General features: G+C 60.3%; 19 protein-coding genes and 1 pseudogene. 14 read left to right on the top strand and 6 right to left on the bottom strand.

Annotated elements, in window-relative coordinates:
* Positions 1 to 2,013, top strand: a 2,013-nt coding sequence (locus NKJ88_RS32305) for a beta-galactosidase (protein WP_352446900.1), incomplete at its 5' end; no start/stop codon positions are given.
* Positions 2,014 to 2,445: 432 nt separating this feature from the next.
* Here the strand turns inward: NKJ88_RS32305 and NKJ88_RS32300 are convergent.
* Positions 2,446 to 2,922 (bottom strand): Lrp/AsnC family transcriptional regulator, encoded by a 477-nt coding sequence (locus NKJ88_RS32300; protein WP_352446899.1) that lies wholly within the window; start codon positions 2,920 to 2,922, stop codon positions 2,446 to 2,448.
* A 146-nt stretch (positions 2,923 to 3,068) separates the two neighbouring features.
* Here NKJ88_RS32300 and NKJ88_RS32295 point away from each other — a divergent pair, with 146 nt between their 5' ends.
* The 12 genes from NKJ88_RS32295 to eutC all read left to right on the top strand — a co-directional run bounded on the left by NKJ88_RS32295 (position 3,069) and on the right by eutC (position 15,051).
* On the top strand, positions 3,069 to 4,220 hold the full coding sequence (locus NKJ88_RS32295; protein WP_502904787.1) for an aldehyde dehydrogenase family protein: 1,152 nt from the start codon (positions 3,069 to 3,071) through the stop codon (positions 4,218 to 4,220).
* A gap of 12 nt (positions 4,221 to 4,232) precedes the next feature.
* Complete coding sequence (locus tag NKJ88_RS32290) at positions 4,233 to 5,633, top strand: aspartate aminotransferase family protein (RefSeq protein ID WP_352446898.1); 1,401 nt, start codon at positions 4,233 to 4,235, stop codon at positions 5,631 to 5,633.
* A 1-nt stretch (position 5,634) separates the two neighbouring features.
* Entirely contained in the window at positions 5,635 to 6,435 is an 801-nt protein-coding gene (locus NKJ88_RS32285) for an amino acid ABC transporter ATP-binding protein (protein ID WP_352446897.1), read from the top strand.
* A gap of 43 nt (positions 6,436 to 6,478) precedes the next feature.
* On the top strand, positions 6,479 to 7,297 hold the full coding sequence (locus tag NKJ88_RS32280; RefSeq protein WP_352446896.1) for a transporter substrate-binding domain-containing protein: 819 nt from the start codon (positions 6,479 to 6,481) through the stop codon (positions 7,295 to 7,297).
* Positions 7,298 to 7,356: 59 nt separating this feature from the next.
* Complete coding sequence (locus tag NKJ88_RS32275) at positions 7,357 to 8,067, top strand: ABC transporter permease subunit (protein ID WP_352446895.1); 711 nt, start codon at positions 7,357 to 7,359, stop codon at positions 8,065 to 8,067.
* A 1-nt stretch (position 8,068) separates the two neighbouring features.
* Entirely contained in the window at positions 8,069 to 8,749 is a 681-nt protein-coding gene (locus tag NKJ88_RS32270; RefSeq protein ID WP_352446894.1) for an ABC transporter permease, read from the top strand.
* Between the two features lie 22 nt (positions 8,750 to 8,771).
* A complete protein-coding gene (locus NKJ88_RS32265) occupies positions 8,772 to 9,125 on the top strand; it encodes a cupin domain-containing protein (protein WP_023715363.1) in 354 nt (117 codons plus the stop codon).
* 43 nt (positions 9,126 to 9,168) lie between these two features.
* Positions 9,169 to 10,488 (top strand): NAD(P)/FAD-dependent oxidoreductase, encoded by a 1,320-nt coding sequence (locus NKJ88_RS32260; protein ID WP_352446893.1) that lies wholly within the window; start codon positions 9,169 to 9,171, stop codon positions 10,486 to 10,488.
* 6 nt (positions 10,489 to 10,494) lie between these two features.
* On the top strand, positions 10,495 to 11,442 hold the full coding sequence (locus NKJ88_RS32255; protein ID WP_352446892.1) for a 2-hydroxyacid dehydrogenase: 948 nt from the start codon (positions 10,495 to 10,497) through the stop codon (positions 11,440 to 11,442).
* Positions 11,443 to 11,458: 16 nt separating this feature from the next.
* Positions 11,459 to 12,931 (top strand): NAD-dependent succinate-semialdehyde dehydrogenase, encoded by a 1,473-nt coding sequence (locus tag NKJ88_RS32250; RefSeq protein ID WP_352446902.1) that lies wholly within the window; start codon positions 11,459 to 11,461, stop codon positions 12,929 to 12,931.
* A gap of 147 nt (positions 12,932 to 13,078) precedes the next feature.
* Positions 13,079 to 14,053 carry a hydroxyectoine utilization dehydratase EutB gene (gene eutB / locus NKJ88_RS32245; RefSeq protein WP_352446891.1) on the top strand — a complete coding sequence of 325 codons (975 nt, stop codon included), beginning with the start codon at positions 13,079 to 13,081 and terminating at the stop codon, positions 14,051 to 14,053.
* Positions 14,050 to 15,051 carry an ectoine utilization protein EutC gene (eutC, locus tag NKJ88_RS32240; protein ID WP_502904786.1) on the top strand — a complete coding sequence of 334 codons (1,002 nt, stop codon included), beginning with the start codon at positions 14,050 to 14,052 and terminating at the stop codon, positions 15,049 to 15,051. Before eutB ends, eutC begins: the two co-directional genes overlap by 4 nt.
* Positions 15,052 to 15,521: 470 nt before the next feature.
* Here the strand turns inward: eutC and NKJ88_RS32235 are convergent.
* Both NKJ88_RS32235 and NKJ88_RS32230 read right to left on the bottom strand, forming a co-directional pair.
* Positions 15,522 to 15,845, bottom strand: a pseudogene (locus NKJ88_RS32235) (zinc-binding dehydrogenase); the annotation flags it as partial.
* A 161-nt stretch (positions 15,846 to 16,006) separates the two neighbouring features.
* A complete protein-coding gene (locus NKJ88_RS32230) occupies positions 16,007 to 17,716 on the bottom strand; it encodes an adenylate/guanylate cyclase domain-containing protein (RefSeq protein WP_352446890.1) in 1,710 nt (569 codons plus the stop codon).
* Between the two features lie 1,191 nt (positions 17,717 to 18,907).
* Here NKJ88_RS32230 and NKJ88_RS32225 point away from each other — a divergent pair.
* Positions 18,908 to 19,414: a GNAT family N-acetyltransferase gene (locus NKJ88_RS32225; RefSeq protein ID WP_352446889.1), complete on the top strand. Its 507-nt coding sequence runs from the start codon at positions 18,908 to 18,910 to the stop codon at positions 19,412 to 19,414.
* Between the two features lie 33 nt (positions 19,415 to 19,447).
* Here NKJ88_RS32225 and NKJ88_RS32220 read toward each other — a convergent pair whose 3' ends face one another.
* The 3 genes from NKJ88_RS32220 to NKJ88_RS32210 form a co-directional block, all read right to left on the bottom strand.
* Complete coding sequence (locus tag NKJ88_RS32220) at positions 19,448 to 19,885, bottom strand: nuclear transport factor 2 family protein (RefSeq protein ID WP_023737053.1); 438 nt, start codon at positions 19,883 to 19,885, stop codon at positions 19,448 to 19,450.
* 461 nt (positions 19,886 to 20,346) lie between these two features.
* On the bottom strand, positions 20,347 to 20,862 hold the full coding sequence (locus NKJ88_RS32215) for a DoxX family protein (RefSeq protein WP_502904785.1): 516 nt from the start codon (positions 20,860 to 20,862) through the stop codon (positions 20,347 to 20,349).
* A 37-nt stretch (positions 20,863 to 20,899) separates the two neighbouring features.
* Positions 20,900 to 21,379 (bottom strand): tetratricopeptide repeat protein, encoded by a 480-nt coding sequence (locus tag NKJ88_RS32210; protein ID WP_023707900.1) that lies wholly within the window; start codon positions 21,377 to 21,379, stop codon positions 20,900 to 20,902.
* Between the last annotated feature and the right edge of the window lie 75 nt (positions 21,380 to 21,454).

Genomic DNA, 21,454 nt, shown 5'->3' with positions numbered 1-21,454 from the left:
ATGGCAGCCGCGGGCTTCAACGCGGTGCGACTTGCGGAATTCGCCTGGCATATTATCGAGCCGCGTGAGGGGACGTTCGACTTCGATTTGTTCGACCGCGCCATAGATGTGCTGGGCAAGGCTGGCATCAAGACCATCATGTGCACGCCGACGGCGACGCCGCCGCGCTGGCTGACGGCGCGTTATCCCGAAGTGTTGCGCGTCGATGCCAATGGCCGCGCTATGAGCCATGGCTCGCGCCAGCACAGCAATCTTGCGAGCGGAGTGTTCCGCGAGCATTCGAAGCGAATCACGAAAGCGATGGCCCAGCATTATCGCGGCAATTCGCACATCATCGGCTGGCAGACGGACAATGAGTTCAATACCTCTGGATCGCTGTCCTACGGTCCGGTGACGCTGGCCGAGTTCCAGGCCTTCCTCAAGGACAAGTACGAGACCATCGCCGCGCTCAACGATGCGTGGGGCGGGCATTTCTGGGCCACCGCCTACGACGATTTCGATCAAGTGGTGCTGCCCCTCGACTACGCGCCTGCCCCGGTCGGGCCGACCCATGTGGTCGACTATCACCGCTTCCTCGCCTTCGTCACGGCGCGGTTCCAGCACGATCAGGTGCTGATCCTGCGCGAGACCAATCCAAACTGGTTCGTCTTCCACAATCTGGGGCGGATCGACGACATCGACTTCCGCGGCGAGTTCTCGACCGATCTCGATTTTCTCGGCTTCGACATCTACCCGCATCTCGATGACGAGATGCAGCGGGTCGGCAGCGTCGGCGAGGTACAGGCGCTGCGTCTCGACATCTGCCGCGGCTTCACCGGCAACTTCATCGTGCCTGAGCAGCAATCGGGTTTCGGTGCGCAGCCGAACTTCTCGACGCTGACGCCCGAACCCGGCGAGATGCGCCGCATGGCCTATACGTCAGTAGCGCGCGGCGCCGATGGCGTGATGTTCTTCCGCTGGCGGCCGGCGCATTTCGGCGCCGAGATCTATTGGATGGGCATCATCGATCACGACGACATCCCGCGGCGGCGCTATGACGAGGCCAAGCAGTTTGCGGGTGAGGTCACGGCGCTCAAGGACAAGATCCTCGGCACGCATGTGCGCATGGATTTGGGCATCGCCGGATCAGATTTCGACAATCAGGAGATGCACCGCTCCTTCCCCATCGGCATGCCGAGCCCGCAGGACGATGCGACGCTGCTGCACCGCTATTGCTACCGCCACAACATCGCCTGCGGCTTCATCCATCCCGAGGATGATCTCAGCAAGCTCAAGGCGTTATACGTGCCGCATTGGCTGAAATGGACCGATGCGTGGACGGCGCGGATCGAGGCCTTCGTTAAGGCGGGTGGAACAGTAATCCTGAGCGGCCGCACCGGATCACGCGACGTCAACAACCACGTCATCCGTGACACCTCGCCGGGCAAGACGCTCTCGGCGCTGGCCGGGATCACGGTCGAGGAGTTCGGGTTGCTGACGCCGATCGGCGGCGAGGGCCTGTTCGAGCATGGCGGCCGCTTCGGCGCCAACACGGTGCGCAAGAAGCTGCCGGCGACGTCGGCGAGCCGCCAATACGAGCTCAAGATCGGGAATGCGCAGGTGACGGCGGCGCATCTTTATGAGCTGCTTAACGTCGCGCCCGGCACGGAGGTTATCGGCAGCTGGGCCAGCCGCTTCGCCGAGGGCCAAGCCGCGATGACTGCGCGCAAAGTCGGCAAGGGCAATGTGATCTACCTCGGCACGTACCTCAGCGATGCTCTGGTCGAGGTGCTGGCCGATCATGTGCTGGCGCCCGCCGGTATCGTGCCGCTGATCGCCGACATGCCGGCCGGCGTCGAAGCGACCATCCGAGAGAGCAAGGACCGCCGCCTGCTGTTCATCCTCAACACGCTGGGCGAACTGGCAAGCATCGGCTATGTCCCCGCGGGCAAGGATTTGCTCGGCGATGGCAAAGTGCGCGGCGGTAAGCTTTCGCTCCCGGCCTATGGCTGCAGCATCATCGAACTCGACTAGGGATGTTGTCGCGAGGCGTTGGGAAACGCTCAATATCGTCTGTCCCGGTGATCTTAGATTGGGCAGTGATCTCCACTCTAAGGACGCGTGTCCGCTTTGGGCTAATCTAGGACTTTCGCACCGAAGTCTCACATGTCCGCCTGCGTGCTGGGGTACCCTAGCAGCGGACTGTCTGCGGTCCGCCCCAAGGCTGCCGGTCAGGAGTGCGCCTAGTGGCCGTCATTCCTGTGCCCGTCCACTCCCCAAAAGCGGACATGTCATGCTCAATGCAACGGCAGCTTCGCGCCCCAAGGATATTCCCCAGTTGGCTAACGATAATGCAAGCTGCTCGTAAGTGAGGCCTCAAGTCACGCCAGCGGTTTGCGGCCACTCCAAAATTTCGACTCTATCCCGGCCCATCCTTATCAAGGCAAAATAACACTTCATCAGAGATTATGAGAAATCAGCAGGGTCGATCGGAACCGAGAAACCAACCTTGACGCGGTCCATGATCACCATTGTCTTGAAGCCTTTAATGTCGGGGTTCTCGTAGAAGAATTTTCGCGTAAAAACTTCGTAGTCCTCCATGCTCCGGGCTGTCACGATCAGCACGAAGTCCGCATCCCCTGTCACATAGTATCCGTTCATAACCTCCGCCGTCTGGCGGATGGACTGCTTGAAGCGGTCTACGATATCCACCCGCTCGCGTTCCAGGGACACCGAAACCAGCATGGCGATCGGGCGGCCGATGGCCTTCGGCTTCACGACGGAGATGTCGGCCTCGATCACTCCCTCGTCCCGCAAGCGCTTGAGGCGCCTCTGCACCGCTGTGGCGGAAAGGCCGACCATTTCGCCGAGCTCCTCGGTCGTGTGGCGGTTGTGCGCCTGCACGATGCTCATCAGACGTGCGTCGAGCCGGTCAAGGCGCATAAATCCTCGCACACAATTTCTTCGTCCTGGCCTGAACAAGACAGGAATCCTGCGTTTAAGCAATGGTTTCATCGCGAAATCTGCGCACTCGTTCCATTAGGCTTTGGAGATACAGCAACGGCATGGAGCCGATATTGTACACGATCATGACGGCACGGCAGGCACTCGCCGCTCTCAGCGATACCGAGCTGCTGCGTGAGCGCCCCTATGTCGACGGCGAATGGCAAGGGTATACCAGCGCCACCCAAGTCACCGATCCGGCCACCGGCGATATCATCGCCCATGTCGGAGACTGCGACGCATCGCTCGTGAACCGGGCGATCGATGCCGCACAAGCCGCCTTTGGCAGTTGGCGCGATAGGCTGGCCCGCGATCGCGGAAGGATGCTTTTGTCGTGGGCCGAACTAATCAGGCGCCACAGCCGTGACCTGTCTGCGATCCTGACAGCCGAGCATGGCAAGCCTTTGGCCGAAGCCGAGGCCGAGATTCTTTATGGTGTTGACTTCATCGAATGGTTCGCCGCCGAAGGCGAGCGTGCCTACGGCGAGACGATACCCGGGCACAAGCCCGCGAGCCGTCTGTTCGTCTCCATGCAGCCGGTCGGCGTCAGCGCCGCGGTCACGCCCTGGAATTTTCCGAGCGCCATGATCGCCCGGAAGGCGGCCGCCGCCCTAGCGGCGGGCTGCCCCGTCATCGTCAAGCCCGCCGTTGAAACGCCGCTCTCGGCCCTCGCCTTGGCAGAGCTGGCGCATCGCGCGGGCCTGCCACGGCGCGTCTTCCAGGTGGTGACCGGCGATCCCAACCGGCTGACGGACAGCCTGCTCGCCGATGAGCGTGTGCGAGCCTTCTCCTTCACGGGTTCCACCGAGGTCGGCAGGCTTCTACTCGCCAAGGCCGCGGCGACGATCAAGAAGGTTTCCATGGAACTCGGCGGGCACGCACCGTTCATCGTGTTCGATGATGCCGACCTGGACGAGGCGGTGGAGGGCTGCGTCGCCGCCAAGTTCACTACCTCGGGCCAAGACTGCCTTGCTGCCAACCGGATCTTTGTCCAGGCAGGCAACGCTACCGAGATGGGCCTTGCCGCGTATGTCTATACCAGGGACCTGAAGCGCGCGATGCGCCTTTCGGATGCGCTCGAATACGGCATGGTCGGGATCAACACGGCGTCGTTTACCGGTGCGCCCATTCCCTTCGGCGGTTGGAAGCAGTCGGGGCTCGGGCGAGAAGGCTCACGCCAAGGCCTGCAGGAATTCATGGAACATAAGTATGTCTGCTTCGGCGGCCTGGCTGCGTAAGGATAATGGCGAATGGTAAACGTTGCTGAAATCGCGGAGATGGACCGCAGGACGGTGCTTCATCCCTTCACCTATTTGAAGGATTATGCATCCGGCAACGTTGATCCGACGATCGTCGAGACGGGAAAGGGCGTCAGGATTCAAGACGCCACCGGCCGGGAATATATCGATGGCTTTGCCGGCCTTTACTGCGTCAACATCGGTTATGGCCGAACCGAGGTTGCAGAGGCTATCGCGCGACAGGCCTACAAACTCGCCTATTATCATTCCTATGCTGCACACACGACGGAAGAACTCGCGCGTCTTTCGGACCGGCTCGTCCGAATGGCACCGGGCAAGATGTCAAAAGTCTTCTTTGGCCTGTCAGGGTCGGACGCCAACGAGACCCAAGCGAAGATCGTCTGGTACTACAACAACCTGAGGGGCAAGACGCGTAAGAAGAAGATAATCGCGCGCGAGCGCGGATATCATGGATGTTCCGTGGTTTCCGGCTCAATGACAGGCATGAGTTTCTATCACGACCACATGGATCTGCCGGTCTCTGGCATTCTCCGTACCGGCGTCCCGCATTTCTATCGCGGTGCGCATCCGGGAGAAACCGAGCAGGACTTTTCAGCGCGGCGCGCCGATGAACTCGAGGCGCTCATCCTGAGAGAAGGCCCCGATACCGTGGGCGCGTTCATCGCCGAACCCGTGCTGGGCACCGGCGGCATAACGCCACCGCCGATCGGATACTGGCCGAAGATCCAGGCTGTGCTTCGCAAATACGATGTCCTGTTGATCGCCGACGAGGTAATCTGCGGCTTCGGGCGCACCGGCGCCATGTTCGGATCGGACCTCTACGGCATCGAGCCCGACCTGGTAACCGTCGCCAAGGGCCTGACATCGGGTTATGCGCCTCTTTCGGCGGCTATTGTGTCACAGAAAGTCTACGAGGTAATGGAGGAAGCGACGCCACGCGTCGGCTCCTTCTCACATGGCTATACCTATTCTGGGCATCCTATCAGCGCGGCAGCGGCGAACGCCGTCCTGGACATCGTCGAACGCGAGGATCTTGCCGGTCAGTCCGCCAGGAAAGGTGCTTATCTTCTTGCCCGGTTGAAGGCGGAATTCGCACAGAATCCTATCGTTGGCGAGGTTCGCGGCATAGGTATGCTGGCAGCCTTGGAGTTCGTCGCCGACCGCGGAACAAAGGCCAGTTTCGATCCAGACCTAAAGGTTGGCGCACGCATCTCGCAGGCAGCCCGCGACCGAGGACTCATTGCCCGCGCCATGCCGCATGGAGACATTCTGGGGTTCGCGCCGCCGCTGGTGATGACCGAGGCGGAGATCGATGAGATGGTCGGTATTGCCAAGGCGGCTGTAGATAGCGTGCTCGCAGACATGGATGCGCAAGGCGCGGTGGCCGGTTAGCATGCAGCATAGCAAGATCTCACGCCCGGCCGAAGTCCTGAAGGTCAAAGATCTCGCAAAGGTGTTCGGCTCCACCAAGGTGCTGGACGGAGTTAGCTTCAGCGTAAGGCAGGGCGAGGTCGTCTCGCTGATCGGATCGTCGGGGTGCGGGAAAAGCACCGCGCTTCGCTGCACTAACTTTTTGGAGACGCCGACTTCCGGGCAGATTGAATTCATGGGAGAGGCCATCTCGGTAACCACCGACGCGCGCGGAGAGCCGAAGATTGTCAACGCAGCCGCGGTCAGAGGGCTTCGACGCCACGTCGGAATGGTATTCCAGAACTTCAATCTCTGGCCGCATCGCACCGTTCTCGGCAACGTGACCGAGGCGCTCGTTTACGTGCTCAAGCAGTCTCGGAAAGAGGCAGAAGAAATCGCGCTGTGGGCGTTGTCGAAGGTCGGCATGGAAACCTTCCGCGACCGCTACCCGCAGCAGCTTTCGGGTGGTCAGCAGCAACGTGTCGCCTTCGCGCGTGTCCTGGCAATGCGCCCGAAATTGATGCTGTGCGATGAACCGACCTCCGCACTCGATCCGGAACTGGTCGGAGAGGTCTTGAAGATCATACGCAAACTCGCAGAGGAAGGTGCGACAATCCTCCTCGTGACGCACGAAATGCGGTTCGCAAGGGAGCTGTCGAACCGAATGTTATTCCTGCAAAGGGGCCGCCTCGAGCAGGATGATACGCCGGAAGAACTGTTTCGAAACCCCGCGAGCGAAGCGGTAAAGCGGTTTCTTTCGAGCGTGATGCCGGCCAATGCCTGAAGGCAGGCACTGGACAATCAAGAACCAAACAAGGGGAACTGAGATGAAAATCAGCAAGCTAATCAAGTCCGCATTCGCATCCGGCCTGCTCGTTGCCGGGGCGGCGAACATGGCCTCGGCCGAGGAAGGTGTTTTGCGAATCGGCACCGAAGGCGACGCGCCAAAATTCAGCATGGCCGACCCAAGCGGCAACGTCACCGGCTTCGACGCTGACATTGCCAATGGGATCTGCGGCGAAATGAAGGTCCAGTGTAAGTTCGTCGTCCAGACGTTCAGTTCGCTTGTGCCCTCAATGGACAGCGACCGATTTGACGTCATCATCTCAGGTCTTGGCATTACGGCCGAGCGAGAAAAAAAGATTGACTATTCGATCCCTTACGCAACTACACCTCTTTACTTCGTCGTTGCAAAGGATTCGCCGCTGGCCGGCCTGAAAAGCCTTGACGAAATCAAGAAGGCGATCGTCGGCAAGAGTGTCGGTGTCCCCACAGGCACTACTTATGCCAGGTTCATAGAGAAGCGGATGACGGGCGTCGATCTGAAAACGTACGACGCCGTCACCCAGTTGACGGCCGATCTCGCTAGCGGTCGCATCGACGTAGCTTTCGGAGATTCACCGACGTGGGTCGATTTCCTGGCAACGCCGGACGGCGCGAACTTCGCGAAAGTCGACGTCAAGATAATTTCCACGGATGACCCGGAAGTCCTCGGCCGAGGCATGGGCGTCGGGACGCGCAAAGGCAACACCGATCTCAAGGCGAAGATCGACGTGGCCCTGTGCAAGATGATCAACGACGGCACGGTCAAAAAAGCTTCCATGCAGTGGTTCCAGGACGACTACACCATTCCCTGCAAGCAGTGATCCTTCGATAGTAGCGGCCTGCCTTGGCGTCGCCCAAGGCAGGCGGATGGGAGGCGTCTATGCAGGATTTCTGGGTTCTGATGGTGGAGCATGGCTGGGCGCTGGCTCTCCTGCGCGGCAGCGCAGTGACAATTGTGATCGGGTTGCTCGGCATGCTGCTCGGTTTCGTGGTGGCGACGCCACTGGCCATCCTGCGCTGGCAGAAGGTGGTGGTCGTCTCACAGATGGTGGATGCTTACAGCATCCTGATCCGCGGAATTCCGGGACTGCTGGTGATTTACCTGCTGTTCTACGGCTCCTTGGACTGGGTAAGAACCGTTGCTGGCACGTTCGGCTACGAGCAGGCTGCCGAGAATGCCTATCCGATGATCGTCGGCGTCATAGCGATTGCCGCGATATCCTGTGCCTACTCGATCGAGGTGATCCGCGGCGCTCTCCAAGCCGTGCCCCTCGGCATGCTCGAAGCCGCCCGCTCCTTGGCACTCCCGAGAATGGTGACATTCTTTCGCGTTACCTTTCCGCTCGCCTTGCGGCTCGCACTCGGCGGCATCAACAATGTGTGGCAGATGACGATCAAGGATACGTCGCTGATCTCCGTCGTTGGCCTGCAGGAACTGATGCGGACCGCGGCGATCGCCGCCGGCATTACGAGGTCGCCGCTGTTTTTCTACTGCATTGCCGCATCCTTGTTCTTCGCCATGACGCTCGCCAGCCAAACCGCATTCTCGAGGATCGAACGGGTCCTCAATCGCGGCTTCGGAGGGATGTGACATGGATTTGGGCATCATGGCGTATGCGCTCCCGTTTCTACTTGAGGGCGTCAAGACCACGCTCCTCATCGCAGTCTTCGGCATTGTTCTTGGTCTACCGCTGGGAGTCCTGGTCGGCCTTGCGCGCGGATCGAAAAACCGGGTGCTTCGCGGTTTTTGCGACGCCTATTGCGCGATATTTCGCGGCACGCCAATGCTGGTGCAGATCTTCGTGATCTACTACGGCTTGGCCCAGGTAAGTTTCATACGCCACAACCCGGTTCTGTGGTGGATGATCGGCGATGGGCTTCATGCAGCCATCCTCGCCGTCGTACTGAACTCCGGCGCTTACACCGCAGAGACATTCCGATCGGCTTTCAAGTCGCTGCCCAAGGGCTTGATCGAAGCCGCCGAAGCTTGCGGCATGAAGCCATGGCACATCTTCCTTCGTATCAAGTTCCCGCTCGCGCTGCGACAGGCACTTCCCGCCTACAGCAGCGAGGTGGCCATCATTGTCAAGGAATCGAGCTTGGCTTCCGCGATTACGGTCCTAGAGATCACCGGCTACGCCAAGCGCCTGATGAGCGAAACCTTCGCGGTGATGGATATCTTCCTCATAACCGCCGCCTTTTACCTCGTGATCAGCGTCATTGCGCTGATGGCGATGAAACTTCTTGAACGCCGTTTAGCCATCCCGGCTTGAACCAGTCCTGAAAGGAAAGACCATGTCCAACCTCACTTTCATCGACCAGAATAACCTGCCCAAACCCCGCGAAGGCAAGCCTGCTCCAGACAGGCTGATCGAAGGCGATCCGCGCTTTCTTAGTTGGGACATCGCACAGACCGCCGACGGAATAGTTCAGTCCGGCGTGTGGGAGGCGACGCCTGGAGCCTATCGCTCGATAAAGGGCAAGACTTTCGAGGTCTGCGTTATCCTGTCAGGCGTATCCGAACTTATAGAGGACGGGAAGGAGCCGCGTCGCATCACGGCCGGCGACGCCTTTGTCATGCATCCGGGTTTCACCGGCGTCTGGAAGGTCATCGAAACCACACGCAAGCTCTGGGTTAGTCGCGACTAGCGGCGTCCCAGCTTTCCTTGCAACCCAGCAGCAGTATCGCCCCATGACACAGACGCTTTCCATATCGATCAAATCGACGCCATACTGGTGGGAGGACTGCGCCTTCCCGCCTTTGCCCGTCAGCAAGCTCGATGGGAGCTGCGACGTGGTGATCGTTGGCGGCGGCTATACGGGCCTTTCCGCCGCGATTGAGCTGGCGCGGGCCGGCAAGCACGTCCAGCTGTTCGACCGCCAGTCGCTCGGCCAGGCTGCTTCCAGCCGTAACGGTGGTATGGCGAGCGGCAGCATCAGGCCTAGCCGCAAGGAACTGATCCGCCGCTTCGGTCTGGACAGGGCGAACGGCATCCTCCTGGAAGGCCAGGCCGCGCGGCAGGACCTTTGGCGGTTCCTCGAGGCGGAGAATGTTGACGCCAACTTCTTGCTGTCCGGCTTGTTCGAGGGAGCGATGACAGTCGAGGAGACGGAAGAGCTTCGGCGTCATGTCGGATTTCTGGGTGACAGCCTTGGCATCGAGACCTTCGCCGTCAAGGGATCGGACGTCCGAAAATATATCGGAACCGACCTCTATGTTGGTGGCATGGTTCGTATGGATATTGGCGGTCTACAGCCCGCGAAGCTGCTGGCCGGCATGATCCGCGTCGCGCGCGCGACCAACGCCGTTCTTCACGAGAACACCGCGGTCCTGGGATCGGCCAGCGATAAGGCAGGCGTGCGGGTCACCACCGAGCGCGGCGACGTTACGGCGAAGAAACTCCTTGTATGCACCGACGGATACACCGACGGGTTTGATCCATGGCTACGCCGCCGCCTAGTGCCGGTTCGCAGCCGGATCATAGCCACCGAACCGCTGGAAAAGCAGGTCATGGACCGGCTGATGCCCGCGCGCATGATGTATGGCGACATGCGTAGACTGAGCTACTACTACCGCCCGACGCCCGACGGGTCGCGTATCCTGTTCGGCGGGCGCGACGGTACGACCGCGGGCGATCCGCTCACGCCGACCGTCCATTTGCGAACGGAACTCGCCAGACTTTTCCCGGAACTGAACAATATCGGCATCACGCATAGCTGGTTCGGGAATGTCGCCATGCACCGGGATATGATCCCGCGCATCTTTTCGCGGGGCAACACCACTTACGCGACCGGCTATTGCGGTTCCGGCATCGTGTGGGCGCGGTGGCTCGGCAAGAAGGCGGCGCTCAAGATCCTCGAAGACACGGAGCAGCCACGCTCGGCTTTCGATTTCGATCAGGCTCCCAAGGCCGTACCGTTTTTCCGCGGTCGTCCATGGTTCATTCCGCTCGTGTACTGGATGTATGAGCGCCATGACCGGAAGACGATGCGCCGTCGCAAGGATGCATGAGGCGGCATGACGTTCCTGTTCCTCTGTGACGCGACGCGAGGGACCGTGTTCGCCGAGGTGTTCTCAAAGCACCTGCCGGACGTTCGGTTCTGCATGGAACCGGAGGCCGTCGGCGACGACGACGTCCGCTTCATCATGATCTGGAACGTGCCGGAAAACCTTCGGCGATATCCCAACCTTGAGGCTGTGTTCTGCATCGGCGCGGGAGTCGATCAATTTGCCGGGGCCTCGATTCCGTCAGGTGTGAAGCTCGTTCGCATGGTGGATCAGGGCCTTGCCAGGATGGTCGTCGAATATGTCGCTATGGCTGTTCTTTCGCTCCATCGAAATCTGCATCTCTATATCGATCAGCAGCGGCGCCGGGTCTGGAAGGAGCTCGAACATTCGCAGGCCGTCGACAGAATGGTGTCAGTGCTCGGCATGGGAGTGCTGGGTGAAGCCGCCCTTCGCGGGCTGCAGCCCTTCGGTTTCCAGCTCTCGGGATGGAGCCGATCGACGCGATCCATAGACGGCGTGACGTGCCACGTGGGCGAAGCCGGGTTGCGGGAGATGCTTGCAGGGACGGACATACTCGTCTGCCTGCTGCCGCTTGCCGGGAATACGATCCGAATTCTAAACGACGGCCTGTTCGGCACCCTTCCACGCGGCGCCTGCCTCGTCCACGCTGGCAGAGGACGTCAGCTCGACGCCGACGCGCTGCTGTCGTCGTTGGATAGCGGCAGGCTGTCAGGCGCGTTCCTCGACGTGACCGATCCCGAGCCGCTGCCGCCAGGGCATCCTCTGTGGGCGCATCCGCGATTGGTCATCACACCGCATATCGCGGCAAGCACGCAGGCGGAAAGCGCGGCGTTAACGACCGTGCAGAACGTAAAGCGTCTTCTCGTCGGCGCTGATCCAACGGGACTGGTGGATCTTGCGGAACTTTCCGGATCCATTTCTTCCGATCAAAGATAACGAAAGGCTGGCAGACATGAACGTTGCTGCAAAACTATCTACGCCTCTTGACGTCGCTTCACTGCCCACCGGCCTGTTCATTGACGGACAGTGGAGAGGCGGCACGGAGGGGAAGAATATAGACGTCATTGATCCATCGACCGGAGACGTGATCGTGTCCGTTGCGGATGCAACTGTCGATGACGCGATGGACGCGATTGCGAGCGCCCAAAGAGCAGCGAAGGGCTGGGCGGCCACCGCTCCGCGCAAGCGTTCAGAGATCCTGCGCCGCTGCTTCGAGCTGATGATCGAAAACAAGGATATGTTGGCCGAACTCATCAGTCTGGAAAACGGCAAGACCTTGAACGACGCGCAGGGAGAGGTGGCCTACGCTGCGGAGTTCTTTCGCTGGTTTGCCGAGGAGGCAGTTCGTCTCAATGGCGAGATATCGACGGCGCCAAGCGGGGCAAACAAGATCATCGTTCAACACCAGCCAATCGGCGTCGCTGTTCTCGTCACTCCCTGGAATTTTCCGGCTGCCATGGCCACCCGCAAGATCGGGCCGGCGCTGGCGGCGGGCTGCACATGCGTCTTGAAGCCTGCCACGGAGACGCCGCTCACCGCGCTCGTGCTGGCCAACCTTTACAAGCAAGCTGGAGTGCCTGACGGCGTGGTCAACGTGGTCACCACCTCCCAGTCCGGACCAGTCGTCAGCGCCATGCTGAACGATCCTCGGGTGCGGAAGCTATCCTTCACGGGTTCCACCGAGGTCGGCCGGACACTCCTGCGCGAAGCAGCTGGAACCGTCGTGTCGTGCTCTATGGAACTCGGCGGAAACGCCCCCTTCATCATCTTCGACGATGCCGACCTGGATGCGGCCATCGAGGGCGCAATGGTGGCGAAGATGCGCAACGGCGGAGAAGCTTGTACGGCGGCGAACCGCTTCTACGTTCAGGCCGGCATCGCCGAAGCATTTTCCGCCGGGCTAGTCGAGCGGATGAAGTTGATGAAGGTCGGGGCCGGATACGATCCCAAATCGCAATGCGGTCCGTTGATCAACAGGAAGGCCGTCGAGCGCCTCACCGAATTGGTAAGCGACGCCACAGCGAGAGGCGCCAAGGTGCTTGTCGGCGGCGGACCGCTCGACGGTCAAGGATACTTCTTCGCTCCAACCGTGTTGTCCGGCGTCTTGCCGGACTCGAGGATCTCGGCTGAGGAGATCTTCGGTCCGATTGCCGCGCTCACAACTTTCGATACCGAAGACGAGGTTATCGAACTGGCCAATGCCACGGAATACGGTCTCATATCGTATGTCTACACCCGAGATTTGGCGCGCGGGATGCGCGTCTCGGAACAAATGGACAGCGGCATGGTCGGGCTGAATCGCGGTCTTGTATCTGACCCCGCAGCGCCATTCGGCGGAATGAAGCAGAGCGGGCTCGGCCGCGAGGGCGCCCACCTTGGGATTCTCGAGTTCTGCGAGACCAAGTACATCGCGGTTAGCTGGTAGGGCGATCGATCTGCGTGGGGGCTGGGACTGCCAGGTGTCCACGTCCGGACAGACCTCGGACCACAGTCATTGATGAGCTTTGGGTTATGGATCTCTCAAATATCGCAGGCGAATCCGCTGCATCGATGTCGATCAAGGTACGGTTGAATGGTTGATTTAGAAGACATCGAAAGGGCCCGCGATCGGATCGGCGGCTGCATTTTTCCGACCCCGCTCATGCCGTCGCGTCCGCTATCGGAACTTTGTGGTGTGCCCGTCCACCTCAAGTTCGAACATCATCAGGCTACGGGAAGCTTTAAGCTGCGAGGCGCCTTCAACGCGCTTCTTCAATTGACCGACGAGGAGCGCGCGCGAGGCGTCATCGCTGCTTCTACAGGCAATCATGGAAGAGCGTTGTCATTCGCAGCGCAAGCGTGTGGCGTGAAGGCGACGATATGTATGTCGAGCCTGGTGCCGGACAACAAGATTGTCGAGATTCGCCGCCTTGGCGCCGATGTCCACATTGTCGGACGGTCACAGGATGAGGCGCAGGAAGAGGCCGAGCGGCTCGTCTTGAGCGAGGGATTTAATCCGATTCCGCCCTTCGATCATCCAGCGGTCATTGCTGGCCAAGGGACGTTAGGTTTGGAAATCATCGATGCCCTGCCGGATGTCGCGACTGTACTCATTCAGCTTTCCGGTGGTGGCCTCGCCTCGGGTGTCGCACGCGCGATCAAATCCAAGCGGCCCGAAGCGCGCGTTATTGGGGTCACGATGGAGCGTGGCGCGGCGATGAAAGCCAGCCTGGATGCTGGTCACCCGATCAAAGTGGAAGAATTCGAGAGCCTCGCGGATTCCCTAGGGGGCGGCATTGGTCTTCACAACAGGCTGACCTTTGCCATGTGCGGAGATCTTCTGGACGACGTCATTCTTTTGAGCGAGGCCGAGATCGCAGCCGGCATCGGACACGCTTACCTGCAAGAGCGCGAGATTGTCGAAGGCGCGGGTGCTGTTGGGATCGCAGCTTTGTTGGCGAACAAGGTCAGCGGCCTCCGAGGTCCAATTGTGACCGTTCTGTCGGGCCGCAACATAGATATGCAACTGCATCGCCGTATCATAGCAGACGAAACGGGACACGAATGAGTATCACAACACCGCAGATCTTGACCGAGCATCAGCTGAGGGGCTTGGTGAAGTTAGATCTCGACATCGTCCGCTGCGTTGAGGAGGCATTTCGCACCTTGGCCACGGGAAAGGTTGTCATGCCGCCCATCCTGCGGCTCGATATTCCCGAGCATCGCGGGGAAGTCGACGTCAAGACGGCGTATGTGCCAGGCCTGGACGGCTTCGCCATCAAGATCAGCCCGGGTTTCTTCGGCAATCCCGAGATCGGCTTGGCGAGCACAAATGGCTTGATGATATTGCTCTCTAGCAAGACGGGTTTGGTGCAGGCGCTGCTGCTGGACAACGGTTATCTAACCGATCTGCGCACGGCCGCTGCCGGCGCGGTCGCCGCCAAGTACCTCGCCCGCAAAGACGCCTCGATTGCCGCCATCCTGGGCGCGGGACTGCAAGCCCGTCTTCAGTTGCAAGCACTCATGCTTGTCCGCCCGATCCGTTCGGCCCGAATATGGGCACGCGGGGGAGTCAAAGCCCACCTTGCCGCGCGAGAACTGTCCGACGAGTTGGAGATCGACGTTGTCGCTTGCCCGACCCAGGAGGAGGCTGTTGCAGGCGCGCATATCATTGTCACGACGACGCCGGCTGTGAGCCCGATCTTTTTATCGCGCTGGCTTGCACCCGGACAGCACATAACAGCAATGGGCTCAGATGCTGAACACAAGAATGAGATCGAGCCTCAGGTGATCGCCATTTCCGACATCTATGTGGCCGACAGCTTGGCACAAACGAGGCGTCTCGGCGAACTGCATCACGCCATCAATGCGGGTGTCGTTGACGAGAACGCGTGCTTTGCCGAACTCGGACAGATCATTGCCGGTGAGATGGCGGGGCGCACCAGTGCCGACCAGATTACGATCGCGGATCTCACCGGAACAGGGATTCAAGACACCGCTATCGCTAACTTCGCATTCGCGAGGTCACGTCAACTGACAGAAGGAACGACCAACGAGCCCTGGTAGCCTTCGTTTGATTAACGTGTTCCTACTTGAGGAGACGCTAACCGACGGCCTGCTGTCCATTATCGGGAGCTAAGAACACCCATCGGAAATTGGCAGAGCAGCATCAAGCCGAGTGGCGCCGGAACTGGTCGAGGCAATCCTGGACGGGCGGCAACCTTCTACCATGCAATTGCAGCCGCTGGTTCGGGGGTTTCCCGTTGAATGGGAGCGCCAACAACAAGGCGGCCCTTAACGGTGTCGTTTGACCCGAGTGACTTTTGCCGAGGTTGAGAACGGCAGGAATGCGCCTCATATCGGTCGTCGAAGCCCATCTAAGTTCTCCAAAAGCGGACCTTGCTAGCGCTGGCGGTTTGATCGGGGCTACGCCGACAGCAGCTATTCGCAAGGCCTTGAAATGAATGGCGGCAATAGCGACCGCCAGCTTCGTGTGACGCCGCTGAACTTCGAACGTGAAAACTTGTCTCAAACCTTTAGCACCAGTCGCCGGTCGTTCGTCGAGACTCCAGATCGCGATGGGCCTCGGACGCTGCTGCAAGATCGTAGGGCCTTGGAGGCTCGACCTTGATAACGCCCAGTCGGAGCGCGGCAAAGAACCGGTTCAATTGCAGAGCAAGCTTTTGCGGTGCATCCGTATAGTGGGCGTAGTTAAGCCGGGAAATCGTGACGGACTTCGAAGAGAACCGACCGATGTCCCAGTTGCCGACTGGGCCTGACGCCTGGCCAAAACTAACGAGATGGCTTCGGCCCCCGAGCGCTGCCAGCGACCCGCCGAAGGTGTCGTTGCCGACAGCATCATAGGCGACATCCGCTCAGGCGCCGCCAGTCAGTCGCGTGACCGCCTCGGCGAAATTCTCTCGCGAATAGACGATGACTAGCAGATGACGCTCGATCCGGTTCGCGCCGACTGACCTCCGGCATCGTAGGGAGTGTGCGAGGCCGGCATTTCGAGCCCACCTTATCTCAATTTTGCTGGCAAGGCGATCGGCACCGCCGCGCCGCGCGGCACGACCAGCACGCCGAGCGGGCGCGCACGGCCGCGGATGTCGATCTCGCGCGCCTCCGCGCCGGGTAGGTCCATGCCCGAAAGCCGCACCGTCGCTTCGGAGACGACGATCTCCGCCTGGAATTCCTTCGCCGCGGCCTCCAGCCGGCTGCCGACGTTGATAGTGTCGCCGATCGCGGTCACGTTCGTGACCGCGCCGTAGCCCATCGAGCCGACGATCGCCTGGCCGACATGGATGCCGATCGCGACCTTGATGGTGGCGCGCAGTTCCTCGGCAAAGTCGTCGCTGAGGGCGCGAACCCCTTCGACGATGGCGCTGGCGGCAGAAAGTGCGTTGCGGCATGCCTCGCCGGGCGTGGTCTCCAGCCCGAACAGCGCCATGGCGCCATCGCCGACGAACTTGTCGACGCGGCCGCCTGAGCTCTCGACTGCGCGGCCGATTACGCCGAAATAGCGGTTGAGCAGGAAGACCACGTCGAATGGCAGGCGCTGGTCGGCCATCGCCGTGAAGCCGCGCATGTCGCAGAACATCACCACCACTACCTTCTCGTGGCCGGGATCGCTGGCGGTTGCGCCGAGCGGGCCCCCCGCCGTGACCGGCGGCGACAGCAGCGGCGCGACGCGAAGATCGCCGCGCGGCCTGAGCTGGCAGGCGAGCCGCACGTCGCCGTCGGCCGCGATGCGGCGCAGGGTCGCCGCTTCGATCGGACTGGGCTCCGGCTGCTCGGCCAGGCCGTCGACCACGCGGATGCGGCAGGTCGAGCAGCGTCCGCGCCCGCCGCACACGGCATAATGCGCGATGCCGCCCAGCCGGCTGGCGTCGAGCACGCTGTAGCCGCGGGGAATGCGCACCTTGCGCCCGCCGGCATAGCGCACCTCGATCAGGTTGCGCCGCTCGATGCGGTGGCGAACGATGCGCGCCGCCAGCACCAGGACGATCAGTCCCGCAAAGCCGGCATAGATGCTGCTGTCCATGCGCTCCTTGGTCGCCAACGCTCGGTCGAAAAGGGTTCGCTCGATCGGCTGCGACTGAGGCGGTCCCATCGCCGAGACCTCCTTTCCGGCGCTAGCGAAACCGAGCAGCGCCAGGACCGGAACCAGCACCGCCAGGACCAGCAGAGCCGAGGCGACGCGCGGATACCACCGACGATAACGCAGCCAGAAGTAGAGGCCGAGGCAGCCATGTGCCCATATGACGACCACCGCGATCGCCTGCCGCACCCCGACCTGCGGTGTCAGGGTCCATAGCGAGCGCACCACAAACTCGTAAGTGTCGTTGGCCTCATAGAGGGCGTGCATGGCACGCGTGCCGACCACGTGCTCGGCAATCAGAAGCGGGATGGAGAGGCCGAGCAGTATCTGTGCCCACTCTCGCACCGGCATGGCCAGCGTGCGGCGGTGGTAGAGCGCCAGCAGCGACAGAACGAGATGCGTGGCGACCGCGCCGTAGAGGAGCAGCGTCCCGGCCGGGTTGCGCCAGATCAGCAGGAACATCGCGCGCCCCTTATCCGCTGCTTCAAGCGAGATCAGGAGCAACGCATGGTTCAGGAAATGCAGCGTCACGAACGCCATCAGCACAAGGCCGGACACCAGCCGTGCGTTGCGGAGCCACGCGTCCGGCAGCCATCCGGGCGGTGGTGCTGGGACCTGCGATTGGCTCATTTCCAGTGCCTTGAACGATTCGCTGACCAAAACACGCCGGCAATAGCGCCTTCCGGTCAAGATTTGCCGGCGGCGACAATCAGTCAATCAAGCCTTGCCGCCTGCCATTCCACGACGTGGTGGCAGCTCGATACGGCCAAATCGCCTGGGGTTCCTGGATGCTTTTGCGGGGCTTATGGACAAAGTGGGACAAAGATTCGGTTTTTGGATAGCTTTGAAGGCAGCGACTTCTGGCACATGCGCCAGATTGCGCGTCGGCACGAACTTCCAAGCGTGCTACCTTTTGAACGGCAGCTTTGCGCCTGTTGCGGTCATTCCGAACTGAGGCTCAAGCTGCCAGAAGCGGACTTTGCAAGGTCTCTGGCACCGACCACCGAATGCCCCCGTGCGACGAGAGCCTGAAATTCGTCCCGCAGACGGATATGACGGCCCCGGTCTCTGCGAAGGGCTTCCGGTACTTCATCTCCGTGACGAAATGCTATCCGGGTGGAACCTCCATTTAAGTCTCGCCACTCAAGATGAGTGTCAGGAATAAACTCAAACCTGTTCAGCGCTGGGACTAACTGCGGCGTCAAACAGATCCACTGGTCGCTTATGACGGCAATTGAGTGAAGGATTAGGTCTTCGCCGTGTGTTAGCCAACCAGAGACATGCCTGCTTTGCCGCATGAATCATTGGCTGCTTGGTCACGGCAATTGCGGTGGCAGTCGTAGTGGACAAAGCCTGCCGCCAATAGATCCTCTGCGGGCGGCAGGTAAACAACCACGCGCGGCAACGCGCTCACCTCCGCGTAGATGGCCGCTTCCTTTTCCGATGGTGGGAAAGCCATGGTTCAACGTTTCGCCGGATTAGAGCTGTTAGATCACTGTCCATGACATTCCTCGCGGTCATCTGTTTATTGTCCCCGCGGGGCCGTTCAGCAACCCGCCAGCCGGTAATCGACCGCGTCACTATCCTCCACATTGGCCATGTCGACCAATGGGAGAAGTGTTAGATGACCCGGTCGCTGTACTGCTTGCTACGAGTTCTCGGCACGAGCGACTCAATCGCAGACATGTGTGAGAATTCTTTCGATCGGCGTGGTTCCGGGTTAAGGTTCCTCTCCGAATTAGGGGGCAGGCCCATACGGAATTTGCCAATTCTATTTCAAACAGTAACTTCTGCTTTGTGTCGCTTGTGGGAGGCGTCTAGGTGGTCATTGACATCTTACTGGTTGCCCCGGCCGATCTCCATCGGGTCCGGGACCTAGCCTTGGTCATCTGGCAGGCCCACTATACACCCCTGATCGGCGCAGACCTGGCGGCGGGCATCGTAGCCGATATCTATTCCATGACCAGTCTCTACGCGGACATGCACGAGCGACGGCAAAGCTATTGGATCATTACGACAGACGGGAAGGACGCGGGTTATGCCTCCGCGTATGTTCAAGGCGGAACCCTGTGGATCAAGAAGCTGTATCTGCTGCCTGAAACCCGAGGGCTGGGATTGGGCAAACTCCTGATCGAGACAGTTCGCAACTACTTCGGCGTAGGTTATCCGCAAGCGCTCTTTGTCGCTGAAAAGAACCAATCCGCGATCGATTTCTACCGTTCCCAGGGGTTTTCGATCGAGCGTCTGGAGCCTGTAATGATGGGTCCACACCAATTCCACGACTATTTGATGACCAGAGCGGGTTTACCGGACGCAGCAGGAAAATAATGGCGCGTCACCCGGCTGGCGGCTATCGGCTCATTAATCCAAGATATCTGTGGGCAGGCTCGTGTCCTCCCCTGCCTTGTCCCAAGCCTGCGCCGCAATCTTCCAGTTGCCCTGATCCTTCACCAAAAGCATCATTTCAACCACTCGCTCCAAGTTGATCTCGTTTTCGACATTCTCACAGGCGATAACTGCCACTGCTACATTGCCAAACACCTGTATCTTGCTGCCGAGAACCCTTTCATCAAGCGACAACAGGTCGCTTCCTGCGAGAGAACTCATTCGCTTGATGAACGCGGGGATGGATTGGGGCCGGGCCGGCCGCGATGAAGGAAACATTTGCGCATCCGGAAAAAAATCGGATCGGAATTTCTCCCAGTCGGGCTCGCCCGCCGCCTTCCAACTCATGCTTGCAAACTGGCGCGAGATCAGAGCCCGTATGGCGTTACAGTCGCTCTCAACCGTTGTGTCCATTGCAGAAACCTCCTCAGATCATACTCAGGGGTCAGCAGAGGCTTCCCGGGCCGATTGGAACGCTGCACCCTTTGCGATAGCTGCTCCAAAACCTGGTCCAATAATGTGCTTTCCGCAACATCATTGGCATGCCATCCGAAACAGAACCGCTTCCTCCTGTTTTAGAACAAAGTTGCATTACAACTGATGCCGGTGGGGACAAACGCATCCGTGATTGGATCCCCGCAGGAGGGCAGCTTCGATCTGCCGCCAGCCAACAGTGGACGTTCAGCTCTCGGCCCCAAGGCTGCCGGACCGCAATGCGCCTCATATCGGCCGATAGGGCGTTCCTATCCGTGTCGATAAGCGGACGTGGATAAACAACCCGCCATGAACGGCTTTCGTCATCAGGGGTCGCCCGAGGCGTTTGTGGCGTTCGGATCGGGCGGGCGGGTTGATATGAGACCCGACGTCTTGCCGATTTAGAATGGAAGCTTGATTTCGCCGACCGAGAGAGGCCTACCGGCCGCTATGAGCGCCGCAACCGTCTCTCTGTCCTGTTGCCGGCGCTTCACGAGGCCGTTCAGCACCCTGTCGAGAGATATCGCCCCGGCGCCGGCTACGGCCAGGACGAACATGCCGCCCGCTATGGCGAGATCCTTTTCGAGATGCAGCAATTCGTTCTGGTTGGCGAAATTGGTGTGGAACAAAGCTGCCGTTGCCAAACAGAACAGTCCGAGCGCCACCGCGCCCAGACGCGTCAGCAGACCAAGGCCGACCGAAAAGCCAGCTCCCAGCTGCAGCGCTATGGTGGCTATCAAAAGCGGCAGGCTGACGCCGAGCGCCGTCATCGCCTTGGCTGCACCGGCGAAATGCGTCGCCAGCTCCAGGCCTTCATGCACGAAGAGCAATGAGAGCAGCAGGCGACCCGTCAGCAGGGTCAAGTCGGTGAGATGTGGTTTCCAGGCGGTTTGTGTCGTTGTCACGATGGGCTCCATGGGAAAGGAGCAGGCGCCTTGCAGCGCCTGCCTGGTTTTACTTGGTCACCTTGGTGTCGATGGCCTTGTGGAGGTCTTCGAGTTCTTCACAGCCGGCGGGACACAGCTTCTGCAGCGACGCCAACTGCTCGTTGGCCTTGGCCATGTCGCCGGTCTCTACATAGAGTTCGCCCAGATATTCGCGGGCGGCCTTGTGGTCGGGCTTCAGCTCGAGCGCCTTGTTGTAGTAGGTCAGCGCGGTGGTGAAATCGCCGGTCTTGCGCAACGTGAAGCCGAGCAGGTTGTAGACGTCGGCCTGCTGGTTGTCCTGCGCGAGATCACGCAGATCGGCCAGCGCGCCCTTGTAGTCCTTGACGGCGATCTTGGCCTGGACGGCGGTGAGGTCGGGTGCATCGGTGCCCTCGATGTCGTCGACCGCATAGGCCGGCATGATAGTGGCCACGGGAACGATGGTCAGCACGGCAATGGCGCCAAGCAGGCCAAACAGGGCGTGCTTGCCCAGATAGGATTGTTTCATCATCTTTCTCGCTTGGGTTGGGAGCTCGCGCTCAAATCTGAACTGGGGTGAAACCATAGGCATTGCCGTCTTTCA

The sequence above is a fragment of the Mesorhizobium sp. M0016 genome, from assembly GCF_040324035.1.
In the GTDB taxonomy this organism is placed as follows: Bacteria; Pseudomonadota; Alphaproteobacteria; order Rhizobiales; family Rhizobiaceae; genus Mesorhizobium.
The sequence above is the reverse complement of the archived record's forward strand: the minus strand, read 5'-3'. Positions and strand labels throughout refer to the sequence as shown.